General features: G+C 62.5%; 24 protein-coding genes. 14 read left to right on the forward strand and 10 right to left on the reverse strand.

The window, feature by feature from the left end; all coding sequences use genetic code 11:
- Nucleotides 1-494 (forward strand): transposase (locus G6034_RS18575; RefSeq protein WP_176636589.1); only part of this gene is annotated, 494 nt, incomplete at its 5' end.
- Nucleotides 495-807: 313 nt separating this feature from the next.
- Here the strand turns inward: G6034_RS18575 and G6034_RS18580 are convergent.
- The gene (locus G6034_RS18580) at nt 808-1,431 is read right to left on the reverse strand and encodes a TetR/AcrR family transcriptional regulator (RefSeq protein ID WP_176636590.1); all 624 of its coding nucleotides are present in this window, start codon (nt 1,429-1,431) and stop codon (nt 808-810) included.
- Between the two features lie 202 nt (nt 1,432-1,633).
- On the opposite strand from G6034_RS18580, the gene G6034_RS18585 reads away from it, so the two are divergent.
- Both G6034_RS18585 and G6034_RS18590 read left to right on the forward strand, forming a co-directional pair.
- Nucleotides 1,634-3,082, forward strand: a complete 1,449-nt coding sequence (locus G6034_RS18585; protein WP_218064070.1) for an APC family permease — start codon at nt 1,634-1,636, stop codon at nt 3,080-3,082.
- The gene (locus tag G6034_RS18590; RefSeq protein ID WP_176636591.1) at nt 3,075-4,601 is read left to right on the forward strand and encodes a serine hydrolase domain-containing protein; all 1,527 of its coding nucleotides are present in this window, start codon (nt 3,075-3,077) and stop codon (nt 4,599-4,601) included. Before G6034_RS18585 ends, G6034_RS18590 begins: the two co-directional genes overlap by 8 nt.
- A 395-nt stretch (nt 4,602-4,996) precedes the next feature.
- Here the strand turns inward: G6034_RS18590 and G6034_RS18595 are convergent, their stop codons facing one another.
- The 7 genes from G6034_RS18595 to G6034_RS18625 form a co-directional block, all read right to left on the reverse strand.
- On the reverse strand, nt 4,997-6,070 hold the full coding sequence (locus G6034_RS18595; RefSeq protein ID WP_176636592.1) for an L-idonate 5-dehydrogenase: 1,074 nt from the start codon (nt 6,068-6,070) through the stop codon (nt 4,997-4,999).
- A complete protein-coding gene (locus G6034_RS18600) occupies nt 6,070-6,840 on the reverse strand; it encodes an SDR family oxidoreductase (RefSeq protein ID WP_176636593.1) in 771 nt (256 codons plus the stop codon). Before G6034_RS18600 ends, G6034_RS18595 begins: the two co-directional genes overlap by 1 nt.
- Nucleotides 6,841-6,886: 46 nt before the next feature.
- Nucleotides 6,887-7,840, reverse strand: a complete 954-nt coding sequence (locus tag G6034_RS18605) for a 2-hydroxyacid dehydrogenase (RefSeq protein WP_176636594.1) — start codon at nt 7,838-7,840, stop codon at nt 6,887-6,889.
- A gap of 42 nt (nt 7,841-7,882) precedes the next feature.
- Complete coding sequence (locus G6034_RS18610; protein WP_176636595.1) at nt 7,883-8,647, reverse strand: SDR family NAD(P)-dependent oxidoreductase; 765 nt, start codon at nt 8,645-8,647, stop codon at nt 7,883-7,885.
- Nucleotides 8,648-8,838: 191 nt separating this feature from the next.
- Complete coding sequence (locus G6034_RS18615; protein WP_176636596.1) at nt 8,839-9,852, reverse strand: 5-oxoprolinase subunit C family protein; 1,014 nt, start codon at nt 9,850-9,852, stop codon at nt 8,839-8,841.
- Entirely contained in the window at nt 9,849-10,577 is a 729-nt protein-coding gene (locus G6034_RS18620) for a 5-oxoprolinase subunit B family protein (RefSeq protein ID WP_176636597.1), read from the reverse strand. Before G6034_RS18620 ends, G6034_RS18615 begins: the two co-directional genes overlap by 4 nt.
- A gap of 2 nt (nt 10,578-10,579) precedes the next feature.
- Entirely contained in the window at nt 10,580-11,365 is a 786-nt protein-coding gene (locus G6034_RS18625; RefSeq protein WP_176636598.1) for a LamB/YcsF family protein, read from the reverse strand.
- 365 nt (nt 11,366-11,730) lie between these two features.
- On the opposite strand from G6034_RS18625, the gene nac reads away from it, so the two are divergent.
- Entirely contained in the window at nt 11,731-12,681 is a 951-nt protein-coding gene (gene nac / locus G6034_RS18630) for a nitrogen assimilation transcriptional regulator NAC (protein WP_176636599.1), read from the forward strand.
- A gap of 122 nt (nt 12,682-12,803) precedes the next feature.
- Nucleotides 12,804-13,046 carry a hypothetical protein gene (locus tag G6034_RS18635; protein ID WP_176636600.1) on the forward strand — a complete coding sequence of 81 codons (243 nt, stop codon included), beginning with the start codon at nt 12,804-12,806 and terminating at the stop codon, nt 13,044-13,046.
- A gap of 148 nt (nt 13,047-13,194) precedes the next feature.
- Here G6034_RS18635 and G6034_RS18640 read toward each other — a convergent pair whose 3' ends face one another.
- Together G6034_RS18640 and G6034_RS18645 are read right to left on the reverse strand one after the other, a co-directional pair.
- A complete protein-coding gene (locus G6034_RS18640) occupies nt 13,195-13,890 on the reverse strand; it encodes a 4-carboxy-4-hydroxy-2-oxoadipate aldolase/oxaloacetate decarboxylase (protein WP_176636601.1) in 696 nt (231 codons plus the stop codon).
- Between the two features lie 45 nt (nt 13,891-13,935).
- Nucleotides 13,936-15,144: an aspartate transaminase gene (locus G6034_RS18645; protein ID WP_176636602.1), complete on the reverse strand. Its 1,209-nt coding sequence runs from the start codon at nt 15,142-15,144 to the stop codon at nt 13,936-13,938.
- A gap of 332 nt (nt 15,145-15,476) precedes the next feature.
- On the opposite strand from G6034_RS18645, the gene G6034_RS18650 reads away from it, so the two are divergent.
- The 9 genes from G6034_RS18650 (at nt 15,477) to tcuA (ending at nt 25,399) form a co-directional block, all read left to right on the forward strand.
- Entirely contained in the window at nt 15,477-16,031 is a 555-nt protein-coding gene (locus tag G6034_RS18650; protein WP_246296326.1) for a hypothetical protein, read from the forward strand.
- A gap of 588 nt (nt 16,032-16,619) precedes the next feature.
- Entirely contained in the window at nt 16,620-17,999 is a 1,380-nt protein-coding gene (locus G6034_RS18655; RefSeq protein ID WP_176636603.1) for an MFS transporter, read from the forward strand.
- A 782-nt stretch (nt 18,000-18,781) separates the two neighbouring features.
- Nucleotides 18,782-19,444 carry a GntR family transcriptional regulator gene (locus tag G6034_RS18660; RefSeq protein ID WP_176636604.1) on the forward strand — a complete coding sequence of 221 codons (663 nt, stop codon included), beginning with the start codon at nt 18,782-18,784 and terminating at the stop codon, nt 19,442-19,444.
- Between the two features lie 99 nt (nt 19,445-19,543).
- Nucleotides 19,544-20,467 carry an IS982 family transposase gene (locus tag G6034_RS18665; protein WP_176636605.1) on the forward strand — a complete coding sequence of 308 codons (924 nt, stop codon included), beginning with the start codon at nt 19,544-19,546 and terminating at the stop codon, nt 20,465-20,467.
- Nucleotides 20,468-20,629: 162 nt separating this feature from the next.
- The gene (locus tag G6034_RS18670; RefSeq protein WP_176636606.1) at nt 20,630-21,379 is read left to right on the forward strand and encodes an amino acid ABC transporter ATP-binding protein; all 750 of its coding nucleotides are present in this window, start codon (nt 20,630-20,632) and stop codon (nt 21,377-21,379) included.
- Between the two features lie 59 nt (nt 21,380-21,438).
- Nucleotides 21,439-22,308 carry a glutamate ABC transporter substrate-binding protein gene (locus G6034_RS18675; protein ID WP_176636607.1) on the forward strand — a complete coding sequence of 290 codons (870 nt, stop codon included), beginning with the start codon at nt 21,439-21,441 and terminating at the stop codon, nt 22,306-22,308.
- 8 nt (nt 22,309-22,316) lie between these two features.
- Nucleotides 22,317-22,961: an amino acid ABC transporter permease gene (locus G6034_RS18680; protein WP_176636608.1), complete on the forward strand. Its 645-nt coding sequence runs from the start codon at nt 22,317-22,319 to the stop codon at nt 22,959-22,961.
- A complete protein-coding gene (locus G6034_RS18685; RefSeq protein WP_176636609.1) occupies nt 22,958-23,815 on the forward strand; it encodes an amino acid ABC transporter permease in 858 nt (285 codons plus the stop codon). Before G6034_RS18680 ends, G6034_RS18685 begins: the two co-directional genes overlap by 4 nt.
- A gap of 90 nt (nt 23,816-23,905) precedes the next feature.
- Nucleotides 23,906-25,399 (forward strand): FAD-dependent tricarballylate dehydrogenase TcuA, encoded by a 1,494-nt coding sequence (gene tcuA, locus G6034_RS18690; protein WP_176636610.1) that lies wholly within the window; start codon nt 23,906-23,908, stop codon nt 25,397-25,399.
- Nucleotides 25,400-25,623 lie beyond the last annotated feature (224 nt).

Genomic DNA, 25,623 nt, shown 5'->3' on the forward strand with positions numbered 1-25,623 from the left:
GCACCCACTACGCGGCGAACCTGATGGCTGCGACACCGAAGAACCTCTGGCCGGCAGTGAAGGCCATGCTGCACTCCGTCTACGACCAGCCGGACCCTGCCAGTGTGAACGCCCAATTCGACCGGCTCCTGGACTACGTCGAGACGAAATTGCCTAAGGTGTTCGCGCACCTGGACGCTGCCAGGGCGGACATCCTCGCGTTCACCGCGTTCCCGAAGGACGTCTGGCAGCAGGTCTGGTCAAACAACCCCAACGAGCGTTTGAACAAGGAAATACGCCGCCGCACCGACGTCGTCGGGATCTTCCCGAACCGCGACGCCATCACCCGCCTCGTCGGGCCCGTGCTGGCCGAACAAAGCGATGAAAGGGCCGAAGGACGACGCTACTTCGGCCTCGAAGTTCTCGCCCGCTGCCGCCTCACAGCCCTGGACCCCAGCGACGTCCCGCAGCACACTGACCTGCCCGCACTGGACAGCACGGAGATAGCAGCATGAGCCCCGCCCAGCCCACCTCCACAACACCACCATGATCTCGCGCTGCTGACAGCCGGCCACGACACCGGCTGGTGGGACGAACACGGCCGCCCCGCCCCCTGGCCCGACGACTTCTGGCTCCCCAACGGCTCCATCAACCCCGATTGGCAAACCAGCAACGACAACCCAACGGAGGAACCCGAACCCGCAAACCCGTCCGAGAATCACAACTTCTAACCCTCAACGACCTCGAAGCATCACGAAACGGCTACACCACTCCACGGGACTTGACCCACCCCTTCGAACTGGTGGACGAAACCGCGCGCGCCTGTTACTAGCGACCGCCGGATTTCGCTTCGCGGACTCTTTCCTCGATAGCATCCAGGAGAAGGCCCATTCCGAAGTCAAACAATTTATCGGTATCGGGGTATAGAGATGCGGATGCAGCACTAGATTCGGGGAATTTTGCTGGATCCAATGCTGAGTAGATGCGCCGTTGTTCATCTCGAAGGCTTGGTGTAGTCATCCATGGAGAAAGGGCCGCTACCAGTCCGTAACCAACGGTGTGGTTATAGATGGCCTGGTGAAACAATCCAATGTCGGCGGATGGCACGCCTGCGCGCCGAAGCTCATGGACTGTCCATTCTGTCAAAGCGAAAAGTCTCGGCTGGTCATCGGCTTGGCCCGCCATCGCCTCAGCGAGACCCACGTGGCGCCGATAGATATCGAACCAAGCCCGCATTAACGTGGCTAAGTTTTCACGCCATGGTCTGCCTGGCTCCGGCTCTGGGACATCAGCAAAGAGGAGATCGATCAGTGCGGACAGGAGATCCATCTTGTTTTTGAAATGACGGTACATGGCTGTCGAATCAACGCCGAGCTCCTTTCCGAGCCGGCGGAGCGTGAGGGCACCCAGGCCTTCCCTATCGCAAAGGTCCCGAGATGCCTCAAGTATCATGTCGCGGTCCAAACGCGCGTGATGCGCCGGTACAGCGTCGTGAATCGCACGTTCGTCAAGTCGAGATTGAGCCATCACGTCATCGTCTCACAACAGACAACCGAAAAATATTCTGTCAACAATGTTGACATCAGCGTGGACATTAGCATTAGCTTACGTATGTGATTTTACGGCACCGCCGCCGCCCGCAATGGAGGAAATAGTGACACGGATTGAGATCGGCGAGAACGTGGAACGCCGAGCCTACAAGCAGGAACTCCACCGGTCCCTTGGGCTCTGGGAGAATATTTCGCTTGTGGTCTCAGCCGTAACGCCTGCCACGGGCGCGTTCATTATTGCGCCAGTCCTTTTCACGTTGACAGGTACCGGGGCTCCTTTGACCTTCGTTATCGCTGCCGCCATGGGACTGGCGCTAGCCTTTTGTTGGGCTGAGTTGGGGTGTGCCTACCCGATTGCAGGTGGCGACTACACATTCGTCGCTCGAATCCTGGGCCGTCCCGCCGGATTCGTGTCGCTCATTTTGAGTGGACCAGTCCAGGCTGTCTTGATTCCAGCAGTCGTCGCCCTCGGAATTGGGCAGTATGTAGGGGTCATCTTTAACGTCAACACCAATATTTTGGCTGCCGTTATCATCCTCCTAGGTGCGGCAGTGGCGATCTGGGGTGTCCGACTCAGCGCAATTGCCGTCGGAGCGCTGCTGGCCATCGAACTACTGGCCGTAGTGTTTGTCGGCGCACTGGGGCTGTTTCATGTCCAGCGTCCCATAAGCACGCTGTTTCAGCCGCTAATCACCAATCCAGATGGCACTACCCAGACGTTGACCATTGGTGCCCTCGTTGCCGGCATCGCCGTTGCAAGCTTTGCCTACAACGGATTTCAAGGCGCACTGCTCTACTCCGAAGAAACCACCGGGAGTCGACGAAACGTGGCACGTTCGGTCTTTATCGCTTTGGGCGTCGCTGTCGCATGCGAGGTGCTGCCGGTTGCCATGGCGATCCTTGCCTCACCATCGCTTGCGGACCTCTCTGCCAGCCCCAATGCGTGGCAGTATTTTCTGACGTCAATTGGTGGAGACACCTTCAACACCATCATCAGCCTTGGCATTGCCATTGCCGTCCTCAACGCCGTGGTAGCCCTGATGCCCTTCTTCGCACGTATTCTCTACAGTTCCGGGCGAGACATGGCGTGGCCGGCGCCAATGAGCAAAGCCCTCGCGTCAGTCCATCCGCGATGGGGCACTCCGTGGGTATCAACGATCGTAGTCGGCGTTGCCGGTGCGGTTCTCGTCCTCTTCACAGACGTGGCCACTTTGAGCACCTGCGTCGGGGCCGTACTCTGCGTGGAGTTTATCCTTGTCGCAGCATCCGCGATCGTGAGCCGCCTCAAAGATAAGACTACGGACCGACCATACCGGATGCCTCTTTGGCCGGCCGCCCCGATCGTGGCGATTGTCATGTCCGTCGTTGTACTCACCCAGCAAACCTCAAGCGACCTTCTCGTCGCCGGTGGCATCGTCGTCATCTCACTTGCCTACTACCTCGTGTATCTTCGCCCCCGGCGACGCACTCACATGCTCATGCTGGATCCAGTTCGTCCCATCGAGGCCCTTACACAGCGCCGCCATCGGCCGAACGCCGACGTCAATGACTAACGTACAAGCAAGGGCTGCCAGGGAAAGCCACCTCGACTACTCACATATCGACGAACAATTCGGGCAGGTTGCCCATGAGATTGCTGCAAGCTCCGACGGAAGTCCGGCACTGGCGTGGGCCGTAATTAGCCAGGACGAAATACTCCACTTCTCCTCAATGGGAGAAACCAAACTAGGCCGTGGACATCGTCCCGCTGCCAATACGGTTTTTCGGATCGCGTCACTGTCAAAGAGTTTTGCGGCCGCGACGACGCTGCTCCTGGAACGCGAAGGACTGTTGGACCTCGACGCGCCAGTTGTCAGCTACCTGCCGGGACTGGCAGACGAAGGACCGGCAGGGAGGTTGCCCACTCTCCACGACGTTTTGTCCATGAGCGCCGGCTTCCCGTCCGATGATGCCTGGGCAGACCGCCAAGAGTCGATGACAACCGAAGCCTTCGACGCCTTGTTGGTAGCCGGAACCGTGAGGACAACACGTCCAGGACAAGCGTTCCAATATTCAAATTTTGGGTACGCAATGATTGGACGAATCATCGAGACCGTGACTGGAGAACCTTACCCAGAGGTAGTCAGGGCCCTCTTGTTCGGGCCGTTGGGACTAGACTCCACGACCTTTGATTACCGCAACGTTCCTCGCGACAGCTTGGCCAACGGATACCTGCTCTCTGGCCGAAAATGGCATTTGCAGGAACTGACCGCACCAGGTAGCTTTTCCGCCATTGGTGGGGTTCTCAGCAACATTTCCGACATGAGCAAGTGGGTCGGCACTTTAGCCGCAGCCACAAGCAGCTCCTCGGATGACGGGCACCTTCCCTCCGAGCTTCGGCGCCGAATGCAACAGCCAGTCACACCGCTTCCCTATGCAATCGACACAGCAACAGGCCTCCCCCGTTCAAGGGACTTCCCTTGGGGCCCATCCGGTTATGGACTCGGTCTTTTCATCGAACAAGACCCAGACTTCGGACCAATTAGTCATCACGTAGGCGGCTACCCCGGATATGGGGCGCACATGTGCTGGCACCAGGCATCCGGAATGGGAGTTATTGCGTTTGGTGGCAGCACGTACGCCCCCGTTAGCGCCCCGGCGATCCACGCCCTCAAGTCCCTTCTCAATCAACCGGCAGCTATGACTATCGAGATAGACAACATTGGCAGCATCCTCGCGGCTGTAAGGTCTTTCATCCTCCACGGCAACGTCACTGACACCGCCTACGCCTCATGTGTCGCCCTCGATCGATCGTGGCAGGAGCGGCGAGGTGACCTGGCCTGCATGAAGGAACAAGTGGGCCCGCTGATTCCGGACGAAAGTCAAGTCGCAGTCATCAACAACTCACATCTGAAAGTCAACTTCCATGGGCCCGGAGGAATACTTACGGCCGAAGTTCGACTCACCCCCTCACGTCCGCGCCAAGTCCAAGTACTCAACTTGGACTCCCAACCCGCAACACCGCACTCGCACGCTCCACCGAACCGCGGACAATCCAAGCCAACCAAGCACTCCCCAGACCACAAGTCATAGGGGCCCAGAACCTGCCTGGAGACGAAGGACCATTGGGGGTCCTTCGTCTCCAGAGCACTCCATTCAACGACTTCCCGGCGGACATCAGTAGTTGTCCGAAGTTGGCCCTGCAGCCCACGTAGTTGGTAGACAGGGTGCCGACCAGGGCGGCCCTGTCTCCGAGCTGCGCGGCTGATGTGAACCTGAAGTTCATTTTGTAGCGAAGGATCTGCTTCTCGCCCCGAGGTTCCTGTCGGTCAGCGGCACTCCCGCAGCCAGCTTCTGCTTGTTGGCTGCGGGGTGGAACCCGTCCCCGTCGAAGAATGGCATGCACGGTCCCTGGCCAAGCAATGCACCGACCGTGGAACTTGCCGCCCCGGAAACACCTGTCCCCGTCAGCGGTGGCAGCTGCGCGCTCACTGGGCATCCCCCGGTTCCGCGAAGCTGAGGAGAACTTTGCCGGAGGTGGTGGAGTCTTTGGCGACCTCAAAGGCGTGCAGGGCGTCGGCGAGTGGGTATTCGTGGGTGATGACGGGCTCGATGTGCAGGGAGCCGTCCGCGACGGCAGCGATGACCTGGTCGATTTCGTCATTGAAGCGGAAGGAGCCTTTGAGCTCCAGTTCGCGCGTGATGGCCAGCGAAATGGGGACGGGCTGGGCACCGGTGGGAAGCAGCCCGACCATGACCACGGTGCCGCCGCGGACCGCACCGTTGATGGCTGAGGCGAGGCCGTGGTAATTGCCGGAGGATTCGATCACGATGTCCGCCTCGACGGCGGCGATGGCTGCGGTGGAGGCGGCGTTGATCACCTCATCGGCGCCGACGGCTTTGGCGATCTCCAGGGGTTTGGGGTGGAGATCGACGGCGGTGATCCGGGCGGCGCCGGCGCGCTTGAGGACGGCGACGGCGAGGGCGCCGATGGGCCCGGATCCGATCACCAGCGCGGTCTTCCCGCTGACGTCACCGGCGCGGGACACGGCGTGCCACGCGACCGATGCGGGTTCGATCAGGGCCGCTGTGCGCAGGTTCACGCCCCCCGGCAGGGGACGGAGCATCCGCACCGGCAGGGTGACGTACCGGCTGAACGCGCCGTCCGTGTGCGGGTAGCGGGCGGCGCTGCCCAGGTAGGTGCAGCCCGGAGACAGGTTGGGCCGGTCCGCCGGGTATTTTGCGGCGCCTGGGCCAGGGGTGGCGGGGTGGACCGTGACGGCGGTCCCGGCCTTCGGCCCGGACCCATCCGCCGCCGGGCGGACCACGACGCCGGAGATTTCATGGCCCAGCACCAGCGGGGCCCTCAGGATGGACTCCCCTGCCGCGCCGTGCAGCCAGTAATGCAGGTCCGAGCCGCAGATGCCGCCGTACCTGACCTCCACGACCGCTTCATCCGTGGCGGGCCGGGGCAGCGGGACCTCTTCGATGCGCAGGTCGCCGGCCACGTGGGCAACCAGGGCCGGGCCGGTTGCCGGCAGTTCTACTGTAATTGAAGCCATCAGACCACCACTGTCATCCCACCATCGACGAAGATGGTTTGTCCGTTCACGAAGTTGGACCCATTGGACGCCAGCCACACCACCGGCCCGGCCAGGTCCTTCACGGTCCCCCAGCGGTGCGCCGGTGTCCTGCCCAGGATCCAGGAGTTGAACTCCTCATCGTCCACCAGGTTCTGCGTCATTTCGGTGTGGATGTAGCCGGGCGCCACGGCGTTGACCTGCAGCCCGGAGGCCGCCCATTCGGCGGTCATGGCGCGGGTGAGGTTCCGCAGCCCGCCTTTCGCTGCGATGTACGGGGCAATGGTGGGGCGGGCCAGGTCCGCCTGGACCGAGCAGACGTTGATGATTTTGCCCCGGCCGCGGCCGATCATGTGCCGGGCGGCCTCGCGGCCGACCACGAACGCGCTGGTCAGGTCCGTGGAGAGCACGCGTTCCCAGTCCGCCACGTCCAGGTCCAGCATGGGGACCCGGTGCTGGATCCCGGCGTTGTTCACCAAAATCTCCAGTGGGCCCACATTGTCCTCGATCCACGCAATGCTGCGGGCGGCAGCACCGTCGTCGGTCACATCGAACGCCACGCTGTGGATCCGGCCCGGCGGGAAGTCCGCGGCCATTGCCGCGGCGGCGTCCTTCAGCCGTTGCTCATTGAGGCCGTTGAGCACGACGGTTGCTCCGGCGTCGGCCAACGCCCTTGCAAGCGCCGAACCGATGCCTCGGCTGGAACCCGTCACCAGGGCAACGTGCCGGGTGAGATCAAAAAGCCCTGTCATGTCCTGGCTGCTTCCTCTACGTCGTGGATAAGTTCTACCGGCACTATCAGAAAGTGCCCTGCCGGAAGGGTCCCGGCTGCACGAGGTTGGCCGGTGTTTGGCCGGTGGCCAGCGCTTCGAGTTGCCGCCTCAGCAGCTTGAGGATCCGGGGTTCGAAGGCCGAGGCATTGCCGCCCACGTGGGGCGTAATGAGGGCGTTCTCCGCGGACCACAGCGGGTGGCCGGCGGGCAGCGGTTCGGGATCGACGACGTCGATGGCGCACTGCAGGCGGCCAGAGACCACTTCCCGGGTGAGCGCCTCGGTGCTGACGACGGCGCCGCGGCCGACGTTCACCACCAGCGCACCGTTGGGCAGGGCGGCCAGGACTTCCTGGCCCACCAGGTGGTGGGTGGTGTCGTTCAGGGGCAGGACGGAGACCAGGATGTCGTGGTCCGCGGCAAGGGCCATCAGTTCGTCCGGGCCATGGACCTGTCCGTCAGCGTCTGTGCGTGCCCGGCTTCCCAACCGCGTGATGGTGACCTCGAAGGGTTCCAGGCGGCGGGCGAGTTCCCTGCCGATGCCGCCGATGCCCAGCAGCAGGACCTTGCGGTCCGCCAGGGACTGGCGGCGCTGGGGTTTCCACCTCTCAGCCTGCTGGTCCCTGACGGCCTGGTCGATGCCCCGCAGCTTGGCCAGGATGAGGCCCACGGCAAGCTCTGCGGTGGCAGCTGCGTGGACGCCTGAGGCGGTTGCCACTGCGGCGGCCGGACCGGCAGCCTCGCAGACGCCGTCGTAGCCTGTTGACTGTGTTTGCACGAACTTTAGGGCCGGGACCTTGTCCAGGGAGCCCAGCACTGCCCCTGCGTTGATGTAGGGGAGGATGACGGCGTTGATTTCGCCCAGGTCCTTGCCTGGTGCGTCCTTCATGTCCCAAACCACGCCGCGAAGGTTACCGGGAAGCGGGGAGAGGTCTGCCAGGAGCTGGGGGTCTGGCAAGCTGACGGTGTGCACGTGCTGCATGTGGTGGGGCCTATCGGTCGGTAATGGTTGTGGAGCGGGCCGTTATCCGGCTGTGGGTTCGCGCCGGTCGAAGGTCAGGCCGCCGGGTACCTGGAACGTGGGCATGAGTTCCAGCATGCCTACGTTTACGTGCCGCGGGGCTTCGACGGCGTAATCGAGGGCGTTGACGATGTCGTCCGTGGTCAGCGACTCGTAGCCTTCGTAGTACGTCTGCCAGGCTTCTTCCATGGCCTCGGGGCTGCCGCCCATGTTGCGGCCGAAGATCTCGGTCTCCACGCGGCCGGGGCAGATCTCGGTGACGCGGATCCGCTTACCCACGGTGTCGTTCCGAAGCTGTCGGGAGATCTGGTGCACCGCTGCCTTGGTGGCGTGGTAGACCGTGTGGCCGTAAAAGTTGTAGATGCCGGCGATGGAGCTGATGTTCACCACATGGCCCAGGTCCCGCTCCACCATCCCCGGCAGTACCAGCCGGGTGAGCTGCAGCAGCCCGCGCAGGTTCACGTCCACCAGTTCGTCGATGTCCTGTTCGGAGGAGTCCAGGAGGTTGCCGGGACGGGAGACGCCGGCGCAGTTGACCAGGACGTCTACTTTCAGGTCACGGACGACGGCGGTCAGCGCGGCGGTGTCGGTCAGGTCCACCACGTGCGGGACTGCTCCCGTGCGGTCGGCAAGCTCGGTGAGGCGTTCTTCGTTGCGGGCCACTGCGTGGACGGTGAGGCCGCGCTTGGCCAGCCGTTCTGCGATGGCGGAACCCATGCCGGTGGATGCGCCGGTGACGAGGGCGGTGGTGTAGTCGGAAAAAGGCACTGTTACTCCAAAGTGGTGGAAGTCGGGCGGGCTCTTGCATCCTGCAGTGGGGTGGACGCAGGAACTCCGGGCGGGTAGGGGTTAGGTGTCGCGCAGCGGTGCGTGGGCGCGGTCCTTGACGGTGCTCACAGCATTCGTCGATGTTGACATCTTGTTTTCCTTAATGGCTTTGGGAGAAGCATTCATGATGTTCAGGCTCCTGACGCCGGGCTGAGTTCGTACCAGCGCTGGCCGGCGCCGATGCCAAGAAGTCCAAAGACTGTTTTGATGGTGTTCCGGAGTCTGCCCAGTTCGAGGCAGCTTGCGCGGTGCATGGCTGTTGCTTCAGCCACGGTTGTCTTTCGGAAGGTGATGGTGTGCCCGGGCCTGGCTTGCGCCAGGATGTCCAAGGAGTGGCTCGTGACCACTGCCAGGACCGGGTAGCCTGCCGTTACGCCGCGGCCCCGGTGCAGCACCAGCAGTTCCTCGCGGGACGGGACCTCGATGGCCCCGACCGGGACGCCTCGGGAGAGCACTTCGGCCGTGAGCTGGCGTTCGGGAAGGGCCCCCCCGAGCCGGAGCCCGATGTGGTTGCTGCGGGGGCTCACGGTGTACTTCGTGGTGAACAGCAGGTCTGCCGTGTCCCCAAACTCCGCCACGTCCGGCCCTTCGGTGACGTCGATGACCGGGTCGGCGGTGAAGACGGGTCTGGTGAGGCCCAGCCGGAACAGCGGCAGGCCAAAGTATGGCTGGATGACGGGCGCGGTCGTCTTCCGCGTTTCGAGACGGAAGCCCTCCACGAGTTTCAACCCGAAGCCCACCACCGTGTCAGGGGCGCAGCTGCCCAGCAGGCTGGGGACCGTGAAAGATCCGTGGACGGCGATGTAGGCGCGCAGTCCGGTCCTGATCCCCCGTACGGCCACGACTTCGCCGGCCCGGACGGACACCGGTTCCCACTCGGGGCAGCGGCGTCCGCCCACTGTGAGGTCCAGGGGTGCTCCAGCGACGGCGATCAGCACGTCGGTGGTGGCGCGCATCCGGAAGTCCAGCGCGGTGAGCTCCAGTAGCGGGTCGTTGTCTTCGTTGCCGGCAAGGATGTTTGCGGCCTTGGCGGAATACTGGTCCAGGGCGCCGTTGACGGGGAGTCCATAGGCGGGGCCCCTCGTCCGGCCGAGGTCGGTGACCACGGAATGGCCCGGCTGCAGGATGATCAGCGAACCGGTCATGGCCGGGCCTCGAGGAACTGCCCCGCGAAGTTTCCGAAGTCTTCCGCGGGAATCCGGTAGAAGCGCAGTTCATCTCCGGGGACGTATGGCACCAGGGGTTCGCGTGCTGCGTCCAGGACCGTCAGGGGGGTCTGCCCGATGACGCACCAGCCACCCGGTGCCACTGCCGGCGCGATCACGGCCTGGCGGCCGGCCACGGATACAGCACCGGCGGGAACGGACAGCCGCGGGTCCTTGAGCCTGGGGACGGGGACCGGGAAGTCCGGCCCATCCATCATTGGAGAACCGGCCGGCGCCCCTAGGCAACGGATGACGTAAGTCTTTGCCGTGTGCCTGGCAATGACGTCCTCAACGTCCAGGCCCTGGTGGCCCGCCACGCGGTCCAAATCGGGTCCGTAATCGCCGCCGTAAACCACAGGAACCTCGAAAAGGCGCGGTTCCCGCATCGCGGTGCCGGTGTAGTCCAGCTGGCGCATTCCCAAAAGGACAAACGCCCGGACCTGGCGCGCTGAGAGGAGGTAGGGGTCGAATTCCACCAGGACCGAGTCGTACGTGGGAACGGCGCCATGGATGCCTTCGACGTCGGCGGCTGCCAGCCAGCCTGCCAGGGAGTGGACCGTGGCCCAGTTGGCTTCAGCGTCGCCGGACTGTGCCACCACGCGCAGGGCGGCGTCGCCTGACTCGTAGATGTCCAGCGCTGTTGGCATTGTGGTTGTTGCGGTCATGGTTAGGACAGCCTCTGTTTTGCCGCGAGGACCTGTGCCAGCGGAGCGATGGTGACGCCCGCGGCGATCAGTTCACTGCGGATCAGGCGTGCCAGTTCGACGGCGCCTGGGTTGTCGCCGTGAAGCAGCACCGTGTCCGCCTGGATGGCGATGTCCCTGCCGGAGGCAGTCTCGATTAGTCCTTCACGGACCATCCGCACAGTGCGCTCGACGATGGCGGAGGGGTCATGGATCACGGCGCCGGGCTGGTTGCGCGGCACCAATGTGCCGTCATCCTGGTAGGCGCGGTCCGCGATGCCAACGATGGCCACCCGCAGGTCGCGGTCCGCCGCAGCCGTGGCGAGTTCACCGTCCTGCGCCAGGATGATCAGCGCTGGATCCACGCGTGCGGCGGCATCCGCCACGGCTTTGGCATAGTCGGCCCGCGTTGCCACCAGGTTGCCCAGACGGCCGTGCGGCGCCAGATGGGAGACGGAACCGCCGTGGTAGGCGGCAAACGCTGACAGGGCCCCCAGCTGGTAGATGACGTCGGTGCGGACTTCATCAGCTGTGAGGTCCATGGCCCGGCGGCCGAAGCCGCGGAGATCAGGGAAGCTCGGATGGGCGCCGATACCGACTCCCGTCCTGACACATTCAGCCACCGTGGCGTCCATAATGTCGGGGTCCCCTGCGTGGAAGCCGCAGGCGATGTTGGCGCTGGACACGACCTCCAGCAGGGCTTTGTCGTCACCGATCGAGTAGGCACCAAAACCTTCACCAAGATCCGCTACGAGATCGACTGCGGGCATTGCTTGCCTTTCTCTGCTGGGTACTGCGGGGTGTAAATGAGTGTGGCATCCGGATTTGAGCCACACAAAGACGAATGCGGTATCACGCTATAGTGAACAGTTATGACCTTTGCCGCAGCCCTTATTTCGTAATTGCAAAAAGTGGTGCGGGTAAAACACTCTTTCCTTGCTTATTCAACTAACCTGGGGCCCCATCAAAAATGGTGTTGGCTGGGTTGGGTTAGAATGTCTTGGTCATTGGAAAGTCATCTGTGATTAACCTATGCCCGAGACTCGTATCACACAAAGACGTAATGCCTGTCCCGCCATAGCGCCAACCTATGACCCTGCATGCTGTGCCGTCCCCGCTGAAAAAGAGGAGCGCTATGGACACCCGGAAGCTGGCGTACTTCGTCCAGATCGTCGATTCAGGAAGCATCACCAAGGCGGCCGCCGTCCTCCACGTGGCCCAGCCCGCGCTGAGCCAGCAGGTGTCCGCCCTGGAAACGGAACTGAAACAGCGGCTTCTGATCCGCAGCAAGCGGGGCGTGGAGCCCACGGCGGCCGGCCATACCCTGTACCGGCACGCGCAGACCATCCTGCGACTCGTGGAGCAGGCCAGGATTGATGTCGCCGCTTCAGGAGCGGCGCCTTCGGGCCGCGTCTCCATAGCGATCGCCCCCTACAGCATGGCCTCGAGTCTCACTCCGCGGATCATCAGCGAAGTGGGACGGCGTTACCCGGACATTGTGCTGCACCTGACCGAGATTTACGGCGGCGTGCTCAGTGATGCCATCAAGAACGGCCGGTTGGACATGGCACTGATCTATGAACCGGGGCCCGTCCGGGGGGTCCAGTTCACCACCCTCATCGTCGAGGACCTGTACCTGGTTGTGAACTCCCAGCGGGAGCTTCCGGTAGCCGCCGCCACGGACAACATCACTCTGGACGAGGTGGCTGCCGTCGGACTGTTCCTGCCGGAACAGAACCACACCCTTCGGCAAGTGGTTCAGGCGGCCATCGAAAGCAGAGGCTTGGAGCTGAAGCTGGTGGGCGAGGTGGAGTCGGTCCCCGCCCTCACCCGGCTGCTGCGCACGGACCTCGGGGCAACCATCCTGCCCAAAACAGCGGCGGACACCCTGTTCCATGAGGAGGATTTTCGGGTCCTGAGGATCGTCGATCCTGCACTGCAATGCAGGATCGCGTTGTGCACGCCCGACCATGAGCCCTTGTCGGAAGCCGCGTCCGCCGTCCTGCTGGTACTTAAGGAAATGCTGCAGGAAATGCTCCGGAGTAAATATTCCCCGCTCCCCACCGCACCGTTCGAGGCGTCATAAGCAGGCCTTATCAGGTCACGCCGCTTCAGTCTTATTTGGGGAATTGCGTAAGTTCCGGGATAAAAGCCATCAAGGTTTCGCCCAAGGCGATGCTGCGGCAACAAATTCCCTGGAGCCCAACCATGAAGAAGATCACCAGCCTGCAGTACCAGAAGACAGCTGAAAGAGGAATCCAGCTGAAAGCCAGCACCGGTTCACATTGCCCCACCGACGGTTTCTGGCGTCCCGAGGACGGGCCCGCTTCCGAGCCCATCTTCGTCTTCGAGGGAAGCCTGATGCCCCCGGGCAGGCGCGGCTCCACCGTATGGTACCTGGACGACGCACAGGTGGGACCGCCCGGCTACCTGCTGCCCGGCATGAACTGACCGACCGGCTCATCGACTTTAAGGCGGCAGGAGGCCCGGAGTTCCGAAAGAAACCCGGGCCTCATGGCTTAATGGCGTCGAATGCTGGGCACTTGCCGTTATCAGGGTTCATAACGACAGGTGCCCAGCAATCGATGGGGCCGGGCGATTACAGGGCCGGCTCCAGTTCGGCGTCCTCCACCAGCAGGCCTTTGGTCTTCAGCACGTCCGTTAGTTTGCACAACTCGATGGTCGTGCCGCCTTCCTTGTAGCGGCGGATGAGGTCGTCCTCCGCGTCGACGCGTGCCTGCGACAGTCGGATGACTTCCTCGACCTCATCCTTGCGGACCACCACCACACCGTCGGCATCACCCAGGAGGAGGTCGCCCGGGTAGACGATTTCGTCGCCGAACACGAGGGGATGGTTGATGGGGCCAATGGTTTCCTTGACGGTCCCCTTGATGCAGACGCTGGCGGAGAACACGGGCAGGCCGAGTTCGATCAGGTCCTTGGTGTCACGGACACCGGAATCGGTGACCATGCCGGCCAAGCCCTTCGCCTTCATGGCATTGCCCAGCACGTCGCCGAACGTGCCGGCTTCCTCGTACTCACCGGCCGCTACCAGGACAACGTCACCCTTCTGGGCGTAATGGATGGCCACCTGGAGCATCAGGTTGTCCCGCGGCGCACAGACAACGGTGACGGCGGGCCCGCAAAACGACATGCTGCGGTCGATCGGCTTGATCTTCGAACTCAGGGCACCTTTGCGGCCCTGCGCTTCATGCACCGTGGCGGAGGAGAACTTCGAAAGTCGCCGAATGGCGTCCGCCGATGGCCGGTCGAACTTCGTTTTGACATGGATCATTGGGTACTCCTGTTGTTGGAAAGCGTGGGCAAGGGGATGGCTGGGTCAGACCAGCGCCGTGACTGCCTTTTCGATGGCTGCGATGGATTCCTCGATCACCGGCAGCCCGGTGCTGCAGGAGATCCGGAAGTAGGGGCTCAGTCCGTACGCCGAACCTTGGATGACGGCAACAGACGCTGCTTCCAGCAGGTACAGGGTGAAGTCCTCGTCGGTGGTGATCCGCCTGCCATCGGGCGCCGTCTTGCCGATGACCCCGACGCAGTTGACGTAGGCGTAAAAGGCCCCATCTGGCGTCCAACAATGCAAGCCGTCGACGGCGTTGAGCCCTGCCACTGCCGTATCGCGCCGTTCGCGATATACCTCCAGGCTTTCGCGGACGAAGGACTGGTCGCTGGTGAGCGCGGCGGCGGCAGCGGCTTGGCTGACCGAGGACGGACAGGAGGACATCTGGGACTGCAGCTTGTTGATGGCAGCCACCAAGGGCGCCGGACCACCTGCATAGCCCAGGCGCCACCCGGTCATGGCGTAGGCCTTGGAAACGCCATTAGTGACCAGCACTCGGTCCTTGAGCTCGGGGGCAACGGCCACCAGGCTGGTGATGGGCTCTTCGCCGAAGTGGATCTCGTCGTAGATTTCATCAGTCAGGACGTAGACAGAAGGGTGGTCCTGAAGCACGGCGGCCAGGCCGGCCAGTTCTTCCCGGGAGTAGACGGCGCCGGTGGGGTTGGAGGGTGTGTTGAGGATAACCCACCTGGTACGCTCCGTCAGTGCCCCGGCCAATGCCTCAGGGCTGATCTTGAAGCCAGTATCTTCGCCGCAGGAGACAATGACGGGAGTGCCTTCGTTGGCGAGCACCATGTCCGGGTAGGAGACCCAGTACGGTGCGGGGATGACAACTTCGTCGCCTTGGTCCAGGGTGGCCATGAATGCGGTGAAAATGACCTGCTTCCCGCCGCCGCCGATGGTGATCTCGGCCGGCGTGTACTGCTGCCCGGTCTTGCGCTCCAGCGTTTGCAAGATGGCCTTCTGAAGTTCGGGCGTCCCGGTAACTGACGTGTATTTGGTTTCACCTCGGCCGATGGCTGCGACGGCAGCATCCTTGATGTGCTGCGGTGTATCGAAATCCGGCTCGCCGACCGTCAGGTCCAGGATCCGGCGCCCCTCGGCCTTGAGCTCCCGCACACGGGCCGCCGCGGCAACGCTGGGCGAGGATTTGATACGGGTTACGCGTGAGGCGGGCACGAATTCAGGCATGTTCTTTTCCAGGCTTCCGGTACAAATGAAGGTGTTTCATTCGAGCCTAGGGAAGGAGCCGTCCTCTTGGATAAGACCTAAAGTGTGTGGACAGATAAGCAGCCCTTATGACGGGGCGGCCAGAACGTTCGCGTATCGCTCCACACACTTTCGGTATTGCCTTCCGGGCGTGCCAGCGACGTAACCTGCAAGGTGGACAACGGACCAAGAGAAGGCGCGGCGCCAGCTTTGCGACGTTCCTTCCGGACCGCCGGAGCGAACCGCGGGAAAGGTACCTCTACCGCTGGGAAGCCGCGCGGACACTGAAATACCAACGGAGAGAAGGAGCAGAGGTGCCCGGTAGAGAGATTCAGGAACGGATACGTCCGCGTACGGCCGGCACTGGGACGGACGGGGCCGGGGCAGCCGCCTACCGGTACCGGGGCGCGCCGGCGCCGGACCCCGCCGCTGCCCGCGCCCAACAAGCCCTGGCCATGCTGGGCCAGCTGCGGACGACCATCGCGCTGCGGTCCAGCCGGGTTCGTGCCCTCACCGCCGAGCTGGGTGACTGCGTTGCCCAGGCCCTGTGCGATGGCCTAAAGGTTGCCGCCGTTGCAAAGGCCGCAGGCCTGCCGGCCGCCCGTGTCCGGTCTACCGCGCTGGCGCGCGGCGAGTTGTACCCGTCGGGCCAAACCCAAAATGGGCATCTTCACCTCATTGCGGGATTGGCCGCGGAGTTGGTGGCGGCTGAGGAAACGCGGAGTGCCGCCGAAGCAGAGCGTACCCAGATACTGGCCCTGGCCAGGAAATCCCGGCTGCTTGACGACTATCAGCTTGCCGGGGCAAGCGGCCTGAAGTCCGACGAGATCCGCAAGTTGACCAGGGGCGTGGGCTTGCGTGTTGCCTAGCATGATGATCCGCCGCCGGCTGATCCGCTGCCGGCCGCCTTCCGCGCTCGGGAGAGGACTCGTGCGCCGGCCAAAATCGCACAGTGCGAGTCCGGCAGGGGGAACGGCCTGAGGCAGGGGCATTGCGAGACTCAGCCGCCGCAACCTAGATGACCTGCGTGGCTTGGTTCAGGGGCCCACGCGCAAATGAGCACGGGTGACTGAATCCAACTCGAGCCTGCGCACTCGGCAGCCCCAGCATCGGAGTGCTCGCCGGTCATTCGCGGCGGAGGTGCCAGCGGCCTTCGCCAAGGATGGAGAGACAGCTCCAAAGGAGTCCCCCGTTCCGCTTCGAACTTCCAATTGTCCGCGGTCTCCCGTTCTTCCGACTCCATGCCATAACGAATCGCTATGTAGGTACACAAAAGCGGACTTTGTGTGACCCGTACCGCAAACGTTAACTTGATGTCTAGGGCCAGGCCGCAAAGCCGTAAACACGACTTGCGAGAGACCTCGCAGCAGGACCAACCGGATATTCCACTTGAGATCTCTTTCCGAGAGCCCGGGTGTAGCGGAAGCCGGTGTTCACCCATCGCCAACGGAGACGAAATGACTGAAACCATACTTCCAAAAAAGACCCCGGTCAGGGCCGCAGTCGCGGCCTGGATCGGAACGACGCTGGAGTACTACGACTTCGCCGTGTACGGCACCTCGTCCGCGTTGATTCTGAACGTCCTCTTCTTCTCGCCCAAGCTACCCCAGGGCGTCAGCGTGCTGCTCGCCATGATTACCTTCGCGGTCGGCTACGCGGTCCGCCCCTTGGGCTCTCTCATCTTGGGACCATTGGGTGACCGCCGTGGCCGCAAGTTCGTCATGATGATCACACTGTTCGGCATTGGCGGCTGTACCTTCCTGATCGGGTGCCTGCCGACGTATGCCCAGATCGGTCCTGTTGCTCCGATCCTGCTCGTGCTGATCCGCGTCATCCAAGGATTGTGCCTTTCCGGCGAGCAGCCCAGTGCCATCACCATGAGCTTGGAGCATGCTTCCGAGGGCCGACGCGGATTCCTGGCGAGCTTCACCACTTTGGGCTCCTCATCAGGCACGCTGCTCACACTGCTGGTCTTCATCCCGGTCGCCGGCATGCCGTCGGAGCAGCTGCTGTCCTGGGGTTGGCGGCTTCCGTTCTGGTTCTCCGCCGTCGTTGTTGTCGCGGCATACCTGATCCGCCGCCACCTCCAGGAGCCACCCGAGTTCGTGGAGAACCGGTTCAGCAAGGTGAACGTCGCCCCCCTCAGGCATCTCCTGCGCTTCCACTGGCGCGCGGTGCTGCGGATCGTATTCTGCGCGCTCATCGCGGGCACAAGCTACATGATGCAAACCTTCTCGGTGGCATTCGGCACCGCCGGATACAAGCTGGACAAACCAACCATGCTCCTGACCACGACCGTCTCGGCGGTGATTGCCCTCGGAATCACGCCCCTGGCAGGATACTTGGTGGACAAGATCGGCCGCAAAACGATGTTCCTCATCGCAACGGGCGGCGCAGGCATCACAATGGTTCCCTACCTGTGGTCGATCACGACCGGCAGTTGGTCGCTGATCTTCCTGTTCGGCATCATCAACTACTCCCTCTTCTACTCCATGGTGAACGCGTCCTGGCCGTCGTTCTTCGCAGAGATGTTCCCCGGCCGGCTGCGCGTCTCCGGGCTCGCCCTCGGCACCCAGATCGGCTTTGCCATCTCAGGCGTCGTCGGCCCCGTTCTCTCGACCGCACTCGCTGGCCCCAACCTGAAAAATTGGGTTGGCCCGTCCATGGTCGCGCTCGGGTTCATGCTCTTCGCTGGGATCTCGGCGCTCACTGCCAAGGAGACCAAAAAGTACACCCTGAAGGAGCTCGACGAGGTGCAGCAGAGCGAGCGGGAGACGGCAGTCCTCACGGCCGCTGCCGGATTCCGGGGCAGGGTCACGCGCGATCTCCCTGCTTAGTCTCGTGTGCAGACGAGACGGGTCATCTGCCTGAGCCAAGCGCTCAACAGAGTGGCGGCCTGCTGGCCAATGGACCAGCAGGCCGCCACTCCCAGCTGGGCCCGGCGGCCAGGACCAGCGGGAACGAATGTGGGGCAGGCAGGGCGTCAACGCCACCACCATCGCCTTGCAAGCATGGAACGATGGCTACGAGTACTTCGCAACGCGTAAGCCCCGTACCCCGGAGACCAGACCTTCCGCAGGCACCAACCCTCCCGTGCACCATGAAACTGGCAGCCATTCCCAACCTCGCGCCTTGCGACGGGGCTAAGGCCGGTTAAGCATCGTCGCGCCCCTGCTGCAGTGGCAAAAAGGGCCAGGCTCCAGCACGAGAACCCGCGAGCGTTGCACCCGAACATCCTATCAACTTGTACCCGCGCTTTTTCATGTACCACGGCGACGCAGACGAGACCGCACAAGCGGCAAAATCTTCTAAAGGCAAGCCGGCAGGAGTTTGCGGCGGCACGTTTTCGGGTGTCGTTGAACTGGTAATAGCCCATCGTTGACAGCGTATTCAACACTGTGCGGAGCCCCGACGGCGGACCCCACCCGTGGACGGACAGCCCGAACCCGGGGGACGCGATGTGTATACCAGTGGATACCAAGAACGAAGGGAGATAGTGTTGGTGGCAGTCAAGAAACTGCCCTACCCCTTAAATTCCAACCGCCGCCGGCCCTCTGCCACCCGGGAAAGGAACGCAAATCCCGCAGGGACCAGGTCTGCGACATCAGCCGGGAGAATCATGCCAACGCCATCGAAAGCGACCCGCCACGACGGGGATTCAATTTATAACGAGCTTCGCGGCGACATCCTTGCCGGTGTCCTGCAACCGGCAACGCCGCTCCGCGAGGTGGCGCTCAGTGAGCGCTTTGGCGTCTCACGCACACCAGTTCGCGATGCGCTCCGGCGACTTAAGCATGACCGGCTTCTCGAACAGGGTGCCCGGGGGCTCCAGGTCCACCAGGCCACACCACAGGAAGTCGTTCAGGTCTACGACGTCCGGATCCTGCTGGAGCAGGAGGTTGCCGGACAGGCGGCGCGCGCCCATGACATCACGGACATCATTCGGCTTGAAGGCCTCCTGGCGCGTGACCGGGCCCTGGCCGATCCTGACGACGGCACCCGCGCCGCCACCAACATGGAATTTCATGCCGCCATTTGGGCTGCTGCCCACAATCCGGTCCTCGAAGACCTGCTCCAGCGACTCACAACACACTTGATTCGCACGCCGCACTCCACACTGTCCGTTGGCACGAGATGGCAGGAAGCCTTGGACGAACACGGCCTCCTCGTAGCGGCGATCGCAGCCAGGGACGAATCCGCCGCCCGTGACATCGCCAAGGCGCACATGGCAACCGCCCGGAGCCTGCGCCTTGACCTTTTGCGTGATTCCATCTCCCACTAGATGAGTAATTCCAAGGTGTGCGGTGTGGCTTGAGGGTTTTTGGGGCAACGGTGTTCAGAATCGGCGGTATCAAACCAAACGCCGAACCCGGAGGTCCTCGTGGACGCCGATCTGGACACCCTTGCCACTGCATTCTATGTCGCTGCCGATGACTTGTTGAAGGCCCATCCGGAACGAGTTCCATACCGGCCCCGGATTGGGATCAGCCCCATGATCAGTGATGCGGAAGTGATGACGCTGGCGGTGCTGCAGGCGATGTTGGGGTTCACCTCTGAGGCCCGGTGGCTGCGGCACGCCAAGGAGAATTACCGGGGCATGTTCCCTTATCTGCCGGGCCAAACCGGGTACAACAAGCGACTGCGCCGGCTCGGTGAATGCATGATCTGGTTCATCAGCGCCCTGAACGAACGTGCCGATGTCTGCTGTGACGATGTGTGGGTGGTTGATTCCACCCCGGTCGAATGTGCCCGGTCCAAAGACACCGTCCGCCGCTCGGACCTGGCAGGGTGGGCCGAATACGGGTACTGTGCCTCGCATTCGCGCTGGTTTTGGGGGTTGCGTCTGCATCTGGTCTGCACCCTGCACGGGCTCCCAGTGGGTTGGGCACTGACCGGGGCGAAGGCCGATGAACGCCAAGTCTTCCTTGACATCCTCGCCGGCACCCCAGCCATGAACCGGCTCCAATCAGACGGGCACCGCCAGATCCTGAAGGGCGACAAGAACTACTACGGTGCCGAGTTCGAGGACACCGTGGATCAGGCCGGGATTGAGCTGCTGCGCCCGGCCCGCAAGGGCGAGAAACCAAGGCCAGGGTCCCGGTTCTTCAAACCTTTACGGCAGATCATTGAGTCCATCAACGACACCCTCAACGGCCAGCTCAACCTGGAACAACACGGCGGACGGACCCCTGCCGGCGTCACCGCCTGCATCATCCAAAGACTCATGGCGATGACCGCCGCGATCTGGCACAACGACCAGACCGGCCAAGCCATCCGCCGCTGCCTCACCGCCTACGACCACTAACACCCTTGGAATTACTCATCTAGACATACAGCAACCGACCGCTGAGGCCCGGCCGGCGCCGACTTATTTGGCATTTTCCACCCAGACCTTGCCGTGACCGCAATCACTATGTCACACTGTATTTCAATGTATACAGTCGTATCCACTAAGGGGAGCTAGATCATGACAGCGATCACGGAGACGGAAACCGTCGTCGAATTCAGAGGTGTCGGGAAGCGCTTTGGCGCGATGCAGGCCCTGTCCAACATCAACCTGTCCGTGAAGCGCGGAGAGGTGGTGATCATCCTTGGTCCGTCAGGCTCGGGCAAGTCGACGCTTTGCCGCTGCATCAACCGTCTGGAGGTCATCGACGAGGGACACATCCTCATCGACGGCAAGGAGCAGCCGTTGGAAGGCCGGAAGCTTTACAAGTTCCGCACTGAAGTGGGCATGGTCTTTCAGTCCTTCAACTTGTTTTCCCACAAGTCGATTCTTGACAACATCACCATGGCACCGCGCAAGATTTTGGGGATTGACAAAAAGAGCGCCGAGGCCCGCGCCCACGAACTGCTGACCTTGGTGGGGATCGGGAACAAGGCAAGCAGCCGGCCCGCCCAGCTTTCCGGGGGCCAAAAGCAAAGGGCCGCCATTGCCCGCGCCCTGGCCATGGAGCCGAAGGTTCTCCTTTTCGACGAACCAACGTCAGCCCTGGATCCGGAATCCACCAGGGAGGTACTCGCCACCATGCGTAATTTGGCTGAGAACGGCACCACGATGGTGGTAGTCACTCATGAAATGTCCTTTGCCCGCGCCTTCGCCGACCGCATCGTTTTCATGGCGGACGGACAAATTGTCGAAATGGCCGATCCCGAGTCTTTCTTCACGTCCCCCACCAGCGACCGCGCAAAATCCTTCCTTTCTTCCGTCCACTAACATCCAACCCCCACCACTACAAATATGGGTGCACCGAAGCGCCCCTTTGAGGAGTCCCAATGAAACGCGCACACCTGTTCCCCGCCCTCGCCATCATGGGCGCACTCGTCCTCGGCACCACCGCCTGCGGCGGCAGCGGGACGGCCGCCACGAGCCATCCCACCGAGACCTTTCCGGCCGGCAGCACGATGGCCAAGATCCAGCAACGCGGCAAGGTGATTGTCGGCGTGAAGTTCGACCAGCCGCTCTTCGGCGTCAAGAATCCCGTCACCGGCAAGATGGAGGGACTTGACATTGAAATGGCCAAGATCCTCGCCAAGGACCTGACCGGAGACGAAAATAACGTGGATTACATTGAGGCTGTCACCAAGAACCGCGAAGCATTCCTCGAACAAAACAAGGTGGACGTGGTCATTGCCTCCTACGCCGTGACCGACCAGCGCAAAAAGGCCGTCAGCTTTGCAGGTCCGTACCTGGAAAGCAACGTCGCCCTGATGGTCCGCAAGGACGACCAGTCCATCAACAAGCCAGCCGATCTGGCCGGCAAGTCAGTCTGCTCCACCACGGGCGCGCGCGCTTCCCAGCTCATTGGGACCGCAGCTCCGTCCGCCAAGCTCGTCCTGTTCAGCACCTACAGTGAGTGCGCGCAGGCGCTTAAGGACAAGCGCGTCGATGCCGTGACAACCACCGAAGCCATTCTGCTCGGCATCGAAACCCAAAATCCCGGCACCTTCCGCATCGCCAGCGGCCACCTGGCCGATTCCGAAGAGTTCGCCATCGGCTCCGCCAAGGGCGACACGGCGTTCCACGCATACCTCGACGAAGTCCTGAAAAAGGCCATGGCCGACGGCGAATGGCAGAAGGCCTATGACGTGACCATCGGCAAGGTCAAGCCCGGCAAAGTCACCCCGCCGAAGATCGTGCTCTAGGACCCACCATGGAACTGCTTTTCAACCACGCAGGTGACTTTGGCCAGGGAGTGCTGGTCACGCTCGGCCTCGTTGTATACGGGTTCCTGGGTTCGATCATCCTCGGCACCATTCTGGCCGCGCTGAAGACAAGCCCCATCCGGGTTGCCCGGGCCGTATCGTCCTGCTACATCTTGGTCTTTCGCAATATCCCGCTTCCGGTACAGATGGTGCTCTTTGTGTTTGGGCTTCCACAGTTGGACATCCAATTCTCACTGTATTCCTCCGCAGCCATCGCACTGGTGCTGTACACCGCACCCTTCGTGGCGGAGACCATCCGCTCCGGGCTCAACACCGTGGACCGGGGCGAGTTGGAGGCCAGCATGGCCCTAGGCTTCGCGCCGATGACCTCCATGAGGCTGCTGGTGCTGCCGCAGGCCCTGGCCACGGTGGTCCGCCCCCTGGGCAACGTCTACATCACCATGGTCAAAAACACCTCGGTGGCCGCCTTGGTCGGCGTTGCGGAACTGACGTTCCTCACCGACAAGCTTGCCGTAGATGAGGCCTCACCATTCCTGATCTTCGCAGGATCTGCCATTTGTTACTTGGTGCTGGGCCTGGCCGTCGGCCGCCTTGGTGCCGCACTGGACCGGAAGGTGGCGTTTAGCCGATGAACAACCATTCTCTCTTCGACCCGGCCGGACCCCGTACCAGGCGCCGACACCTCATTCTGGAAATCGTCACGGGAGCCGCACTGGCTGGCCTCGCCCTCCTGGTCCTTGCAACCTTGACCAAAAAAGGTGTCTTCAGCGCCGACGCCTGGGCGCCCTTTGCACAGCCCGGCTTGTGGAAACTCCTGGGGCAGGGGCTGCTCCACAACATCGCAGCCGCTGCCGTCGGGATGGTCCTGTCCCTTGCCGTCGGTTGCCTCCTGGCCTTCGGGCTGGTCTCCACTCGCACCTTCCTCCGCCGCCTCAGCCGCGTCTATACCGACGTATTCAGCAGCATCCCCCTGCTCCTGCTGCTGTACTTCACCTCTCTGGTCCTGCCCAACTATGGCCTCAGGTTAGGGGACTTCTGGTTCCTGGTCATTGCGTTGACGCTCTACAGCGGTGCTGTCATTGGCGACTTGATACGCTCAGGCATTGTGGCCCTGCCGCCGGGACAGTCCGAGGCGGCGCTGGCACTGGGCTTTTCCCAGGTCGGCACCTTGGTCAGAGTCCTCCTCCCGCAGGCGCTGCGGTCCATGAGTCCGGCACTGGTCAGCCAGCTGATCATTCTTTTCAAGGGAACGGCCCTCGCCTACGTGCTGGGCGGCTACACGGAACTGCTGCGGTCCGCGACGGTCATTGGGCAGTACTTCACACAGTCGCTGCTCCAGGCACAGTTTGTCGCTGCAGTTGGATTCCTGATCGTCAACGTTCTGTTGGGCGTCCTGGCGGATTCGCTGGAGCGCCGGCAGCGCAGGCTTGAAACCCAGGCCCCGAGCCCTGCCGGATCGGACAGCTTGGTCCTCCAAACCGCGTAGGACGCGGGCCGGCAACACTCGGATCACTACTATTTTTCAATGTATACACTTGAATACGCAAATATTCACAGGCAGAAAAGAGACCATCAAATGGTTGACGGAAGTGCACAGCAAGCTGAAAACGCCCAAATCGATGTCATCGTGGTGGGTGGAGGCAACGCGGCCTTCACCGCCGCCCACGCCGCAGCCACGCGCGGCCGAAAAGTCCTGCTGCTGGAAAAGGCGCCGAAGGAACTGTTCGGCGGCAATAGCTTCTACACGGCCGGCGCCACCCGCATCACCCACAACGGGCTGGAGGACCTGCAGGACCTCGTGCAGCCCGACGAACGCCATGCAGTGACCGAAGTACCCCCGTACACTGCGGCGGAGTACACGGCCGACCTGGTCAAGGTAACCGAGGGACGCAACGATCCAGAACTGACGAAGGTGCTCGTTGACGAGGCCACCGACTGCCTCCGCTGGCTCAACACGCTTGGGCTGAAGTACCGCCTAATGTATGAACGCCAAGCCTACGAGCGCCCCGACGGCACCTACCTGTTTTGGGGTGGACTGCATGTGGGCAATGTGGGCGGCGGCGAAGGGCTCATGGCGGACCATGTCCAGGTTGCGGCCGAGCTCGGAACCGAGGTCCGCTACGGCCAGGAGGTGTTCGGGCTGATTAGCGAAAACGGCGCCATCAAGGGTGTCAAGGTCCGCCAATCCGACGGGACGGTTCAGGAACTTCGTGCCGAATCTGTCATTCTGGCCGCCGGCGGCTTCGAGGCCAACGCCGCGATGCGCCGCGAGAACCTAGGTGCCGGATGGGAAAACGCAAAAATCCGCGGCACCGCGTTCAACACCGGCGAGATGATCACCGCGGCACTGGAAGCCGGGGCCGCGAAGGGCGGAGATTGGAACTCATGCCACTCCGTGCAGTGGGATGCCTTCACTCCGAACAACGAATCGAACCGGGAACTGACCAACCGCCTGACCCGCCAGAGCTACCCGCTGGGCATCATCGTCAACGCCAACGGTGAACGTTTTCTCGATGAGGGCGAGGACTTCAGGAACTACACGTACGCGAAGTACGGCAAGGTCATCCTGCAACAACCCGGCTCCATCGCCTACCAGCTCTTTGACGCGACCTTGCGCCCGGCCCTGCGCACCGAAGAGTATGACATGCCGGGGATCTCGGGGGAAACCGCCGACACCATTGAGGATCTGGCCGCCAAGATCAATGTCTCCCCGGAGGTGCTGGCGAAAACAGTCAACGACTACAATAATTCGATCGACATCTCCATCGTCCTGGACCCGACGGTTAAGGACGGTCGCCGCGCGGACACCATTCCGGTCAAGAGCAACTGGGCGACCCCCCTGGTCACGGCCCCGTTTTATGCCTATGGCGTCACTTGCGGCATCACCTTTACGTTTGGCGGGTTGAAGTCCGACACTCACGGCCGGGTGCTCAACGAAGGCGGCGAGACCATCCCGGGCCTGTTCGTGTGCGGCGAAATGCTTGGAGGACTGTTCTCGGCCAACTATCCGGGTGGCTCAGGGCTGGCCGCCGGCGTCGTTTTCGGCCGGCGCGCAGGAGCTTTAGCTTAGCCAGCGCCAAGGGCGGCGCCGGAATAATTTCCGGCGCCGCCCTTGCTGTGGTATGCCCAGCATGGGCATTTGCTTGGAGGTGAAAGTCCTCTGGAGGAGAAGGTGGTTTAACTTCTAGCTGATGGCAACTGCGTCACCGTGAGGTGGGGTGGGAAGGAAGTCGGAGGCAAAACCCTGCACCGAGGGACACGAACCGCATAGAAGGCATGCTGGTTGGGGTAAGT

Source organism: Arthrobacter wenxiniae, from assembly GCF_013376105.1.
Lineage (GTDB): Bacteria > Actinomycetota > Actinomycetes > Actinomycetales > Micrococcaceae > Specibacter > Specibacter wenxiniae.

Coding starts and splice junctions, on each gene's coding strand:
- G6034_RS18580 (WP_176636590.1), bottom strand. CDS start 1,431: ATGATACTTGAGGCATCTCGGGACCTTTGCGATAGGGAAGGCCTGGGT.
- G6034_RS18590 (WP_176636591.1), top strand. CDS start 3,075: ATGACTAACGTACAAGCAAGGGCTGCCAGGGAAAGCCACCTCGACTAC.
- G6034_RS18595 (WP_176636592.1), bottom strand. CDS start 6,070: ATGGCTTCAATTACAGTAGAACTGCCGGCAACCGGCCCGGCCCTGGTT.
- G6034_RS18600 (WP_176636593.1), bottom strand. CDS start 6,840: ATGACAGGGCTTTTTGATCTCACCCGGCACGTTGCCCTGGTGACGGGT.
- G6034_RS18605 (WP_176636594.1), bottom strand. CDS start 7,840: ATGCAGCACGTGCACACCGTCAGCTTGCCAGACCCCCAGCTCCTGGCA.
- G6034_RS18615 (WP_176636596.1), bottom strand. CDS start 9,852: ATGACCGGTTCGCTGATCATCCTGCAGCCGGGCCATTCCGTGGTCACC.
- G6034_RS18620 (WP_176636597.1), bottom strand. CDS start 10,577: ATGACCGCAACAACCACAATGCCAACAGCGCTGGACATCTACGAGTCA.
- G6034_RS18625 (WP_176636598.1), bottom strand. CDS start 11,365: ATGCCCGCAGTCGATCTCGTAGCGGATCTTGGTGAAGGTTTTGGTGCC.
- nac (WP_176636599.1), top strand. CDS start 11,731: ATGGACACCCGGAAGCTGGCGTACTTCGTCCAGATCGTCGATTCAGGA.
- G6034_RS18635 (WP_176636600.1), top strand. CDS start 12,804: ATGAAGAAGATCACCAGCCTGCAGTACCAGAAGACAGCTGAAAGAGGA.
- G6034_RS18640 (WP_176636601.1), bottom strand. CDS start 13,890: ATGATCCATGTCAAAACGAAGTTCGACCGGCCATCGGCGGACGCCATT.
- G6034_RS18645 (WP_176636602.1), bottom strand. CDS start 15,144: ATGCCTGAATTCGTGCCCGCCTCACGCGTAACCCGTATCAAATCCTCG.
- G6034_RS18655 (WP_176636603.1), top strand. CDS start 16,620: ATGACTGAAACCATACTTCCAAAAAAGACCCCGGTCAGGGCCGCAGTC.
- G6034_RS18660 (WP_176636604.1), top strand. CDS start 18,782: ATGCCAACGCCATCGAAAGCGACCCGCCACGACGGGGATTCAATTTAT.
- G6034_RS18670 (WP_176636606.1), top strand. CDS start 20,630: ATGACAGCGATCACGGAGACGGAAACCGTCGTCGAATTCAGAGGTGTC.
- G6034_RS18675 (WP_176636607.1), top strand. CDS start 21,439: ATGAAACGCGCACACCTGTTCCCCGCCCTCGCCATCATGGGCGCACTC.
- G6034_RS18680 (WP_176636608.1), top strand. CDS start 22,317: ATGGAACTGCTTTTCAACCACGCAGGTGACTTTGGCCAGGGAGTGCTG.
- G6034_RS18685 (WP_176636609.1), top strand. CDS start 22,958: ATGAACAACCATTCTCTCTTCGACCCGGCCGGACCCCGTACCAGGCGC.
- tcuA (WP_176636610.1), top strand. CDS start 23,906: ATGGTTGACGGAAGTGCACAGCAAGCTGAAAACGCCCAAATCGATGTC.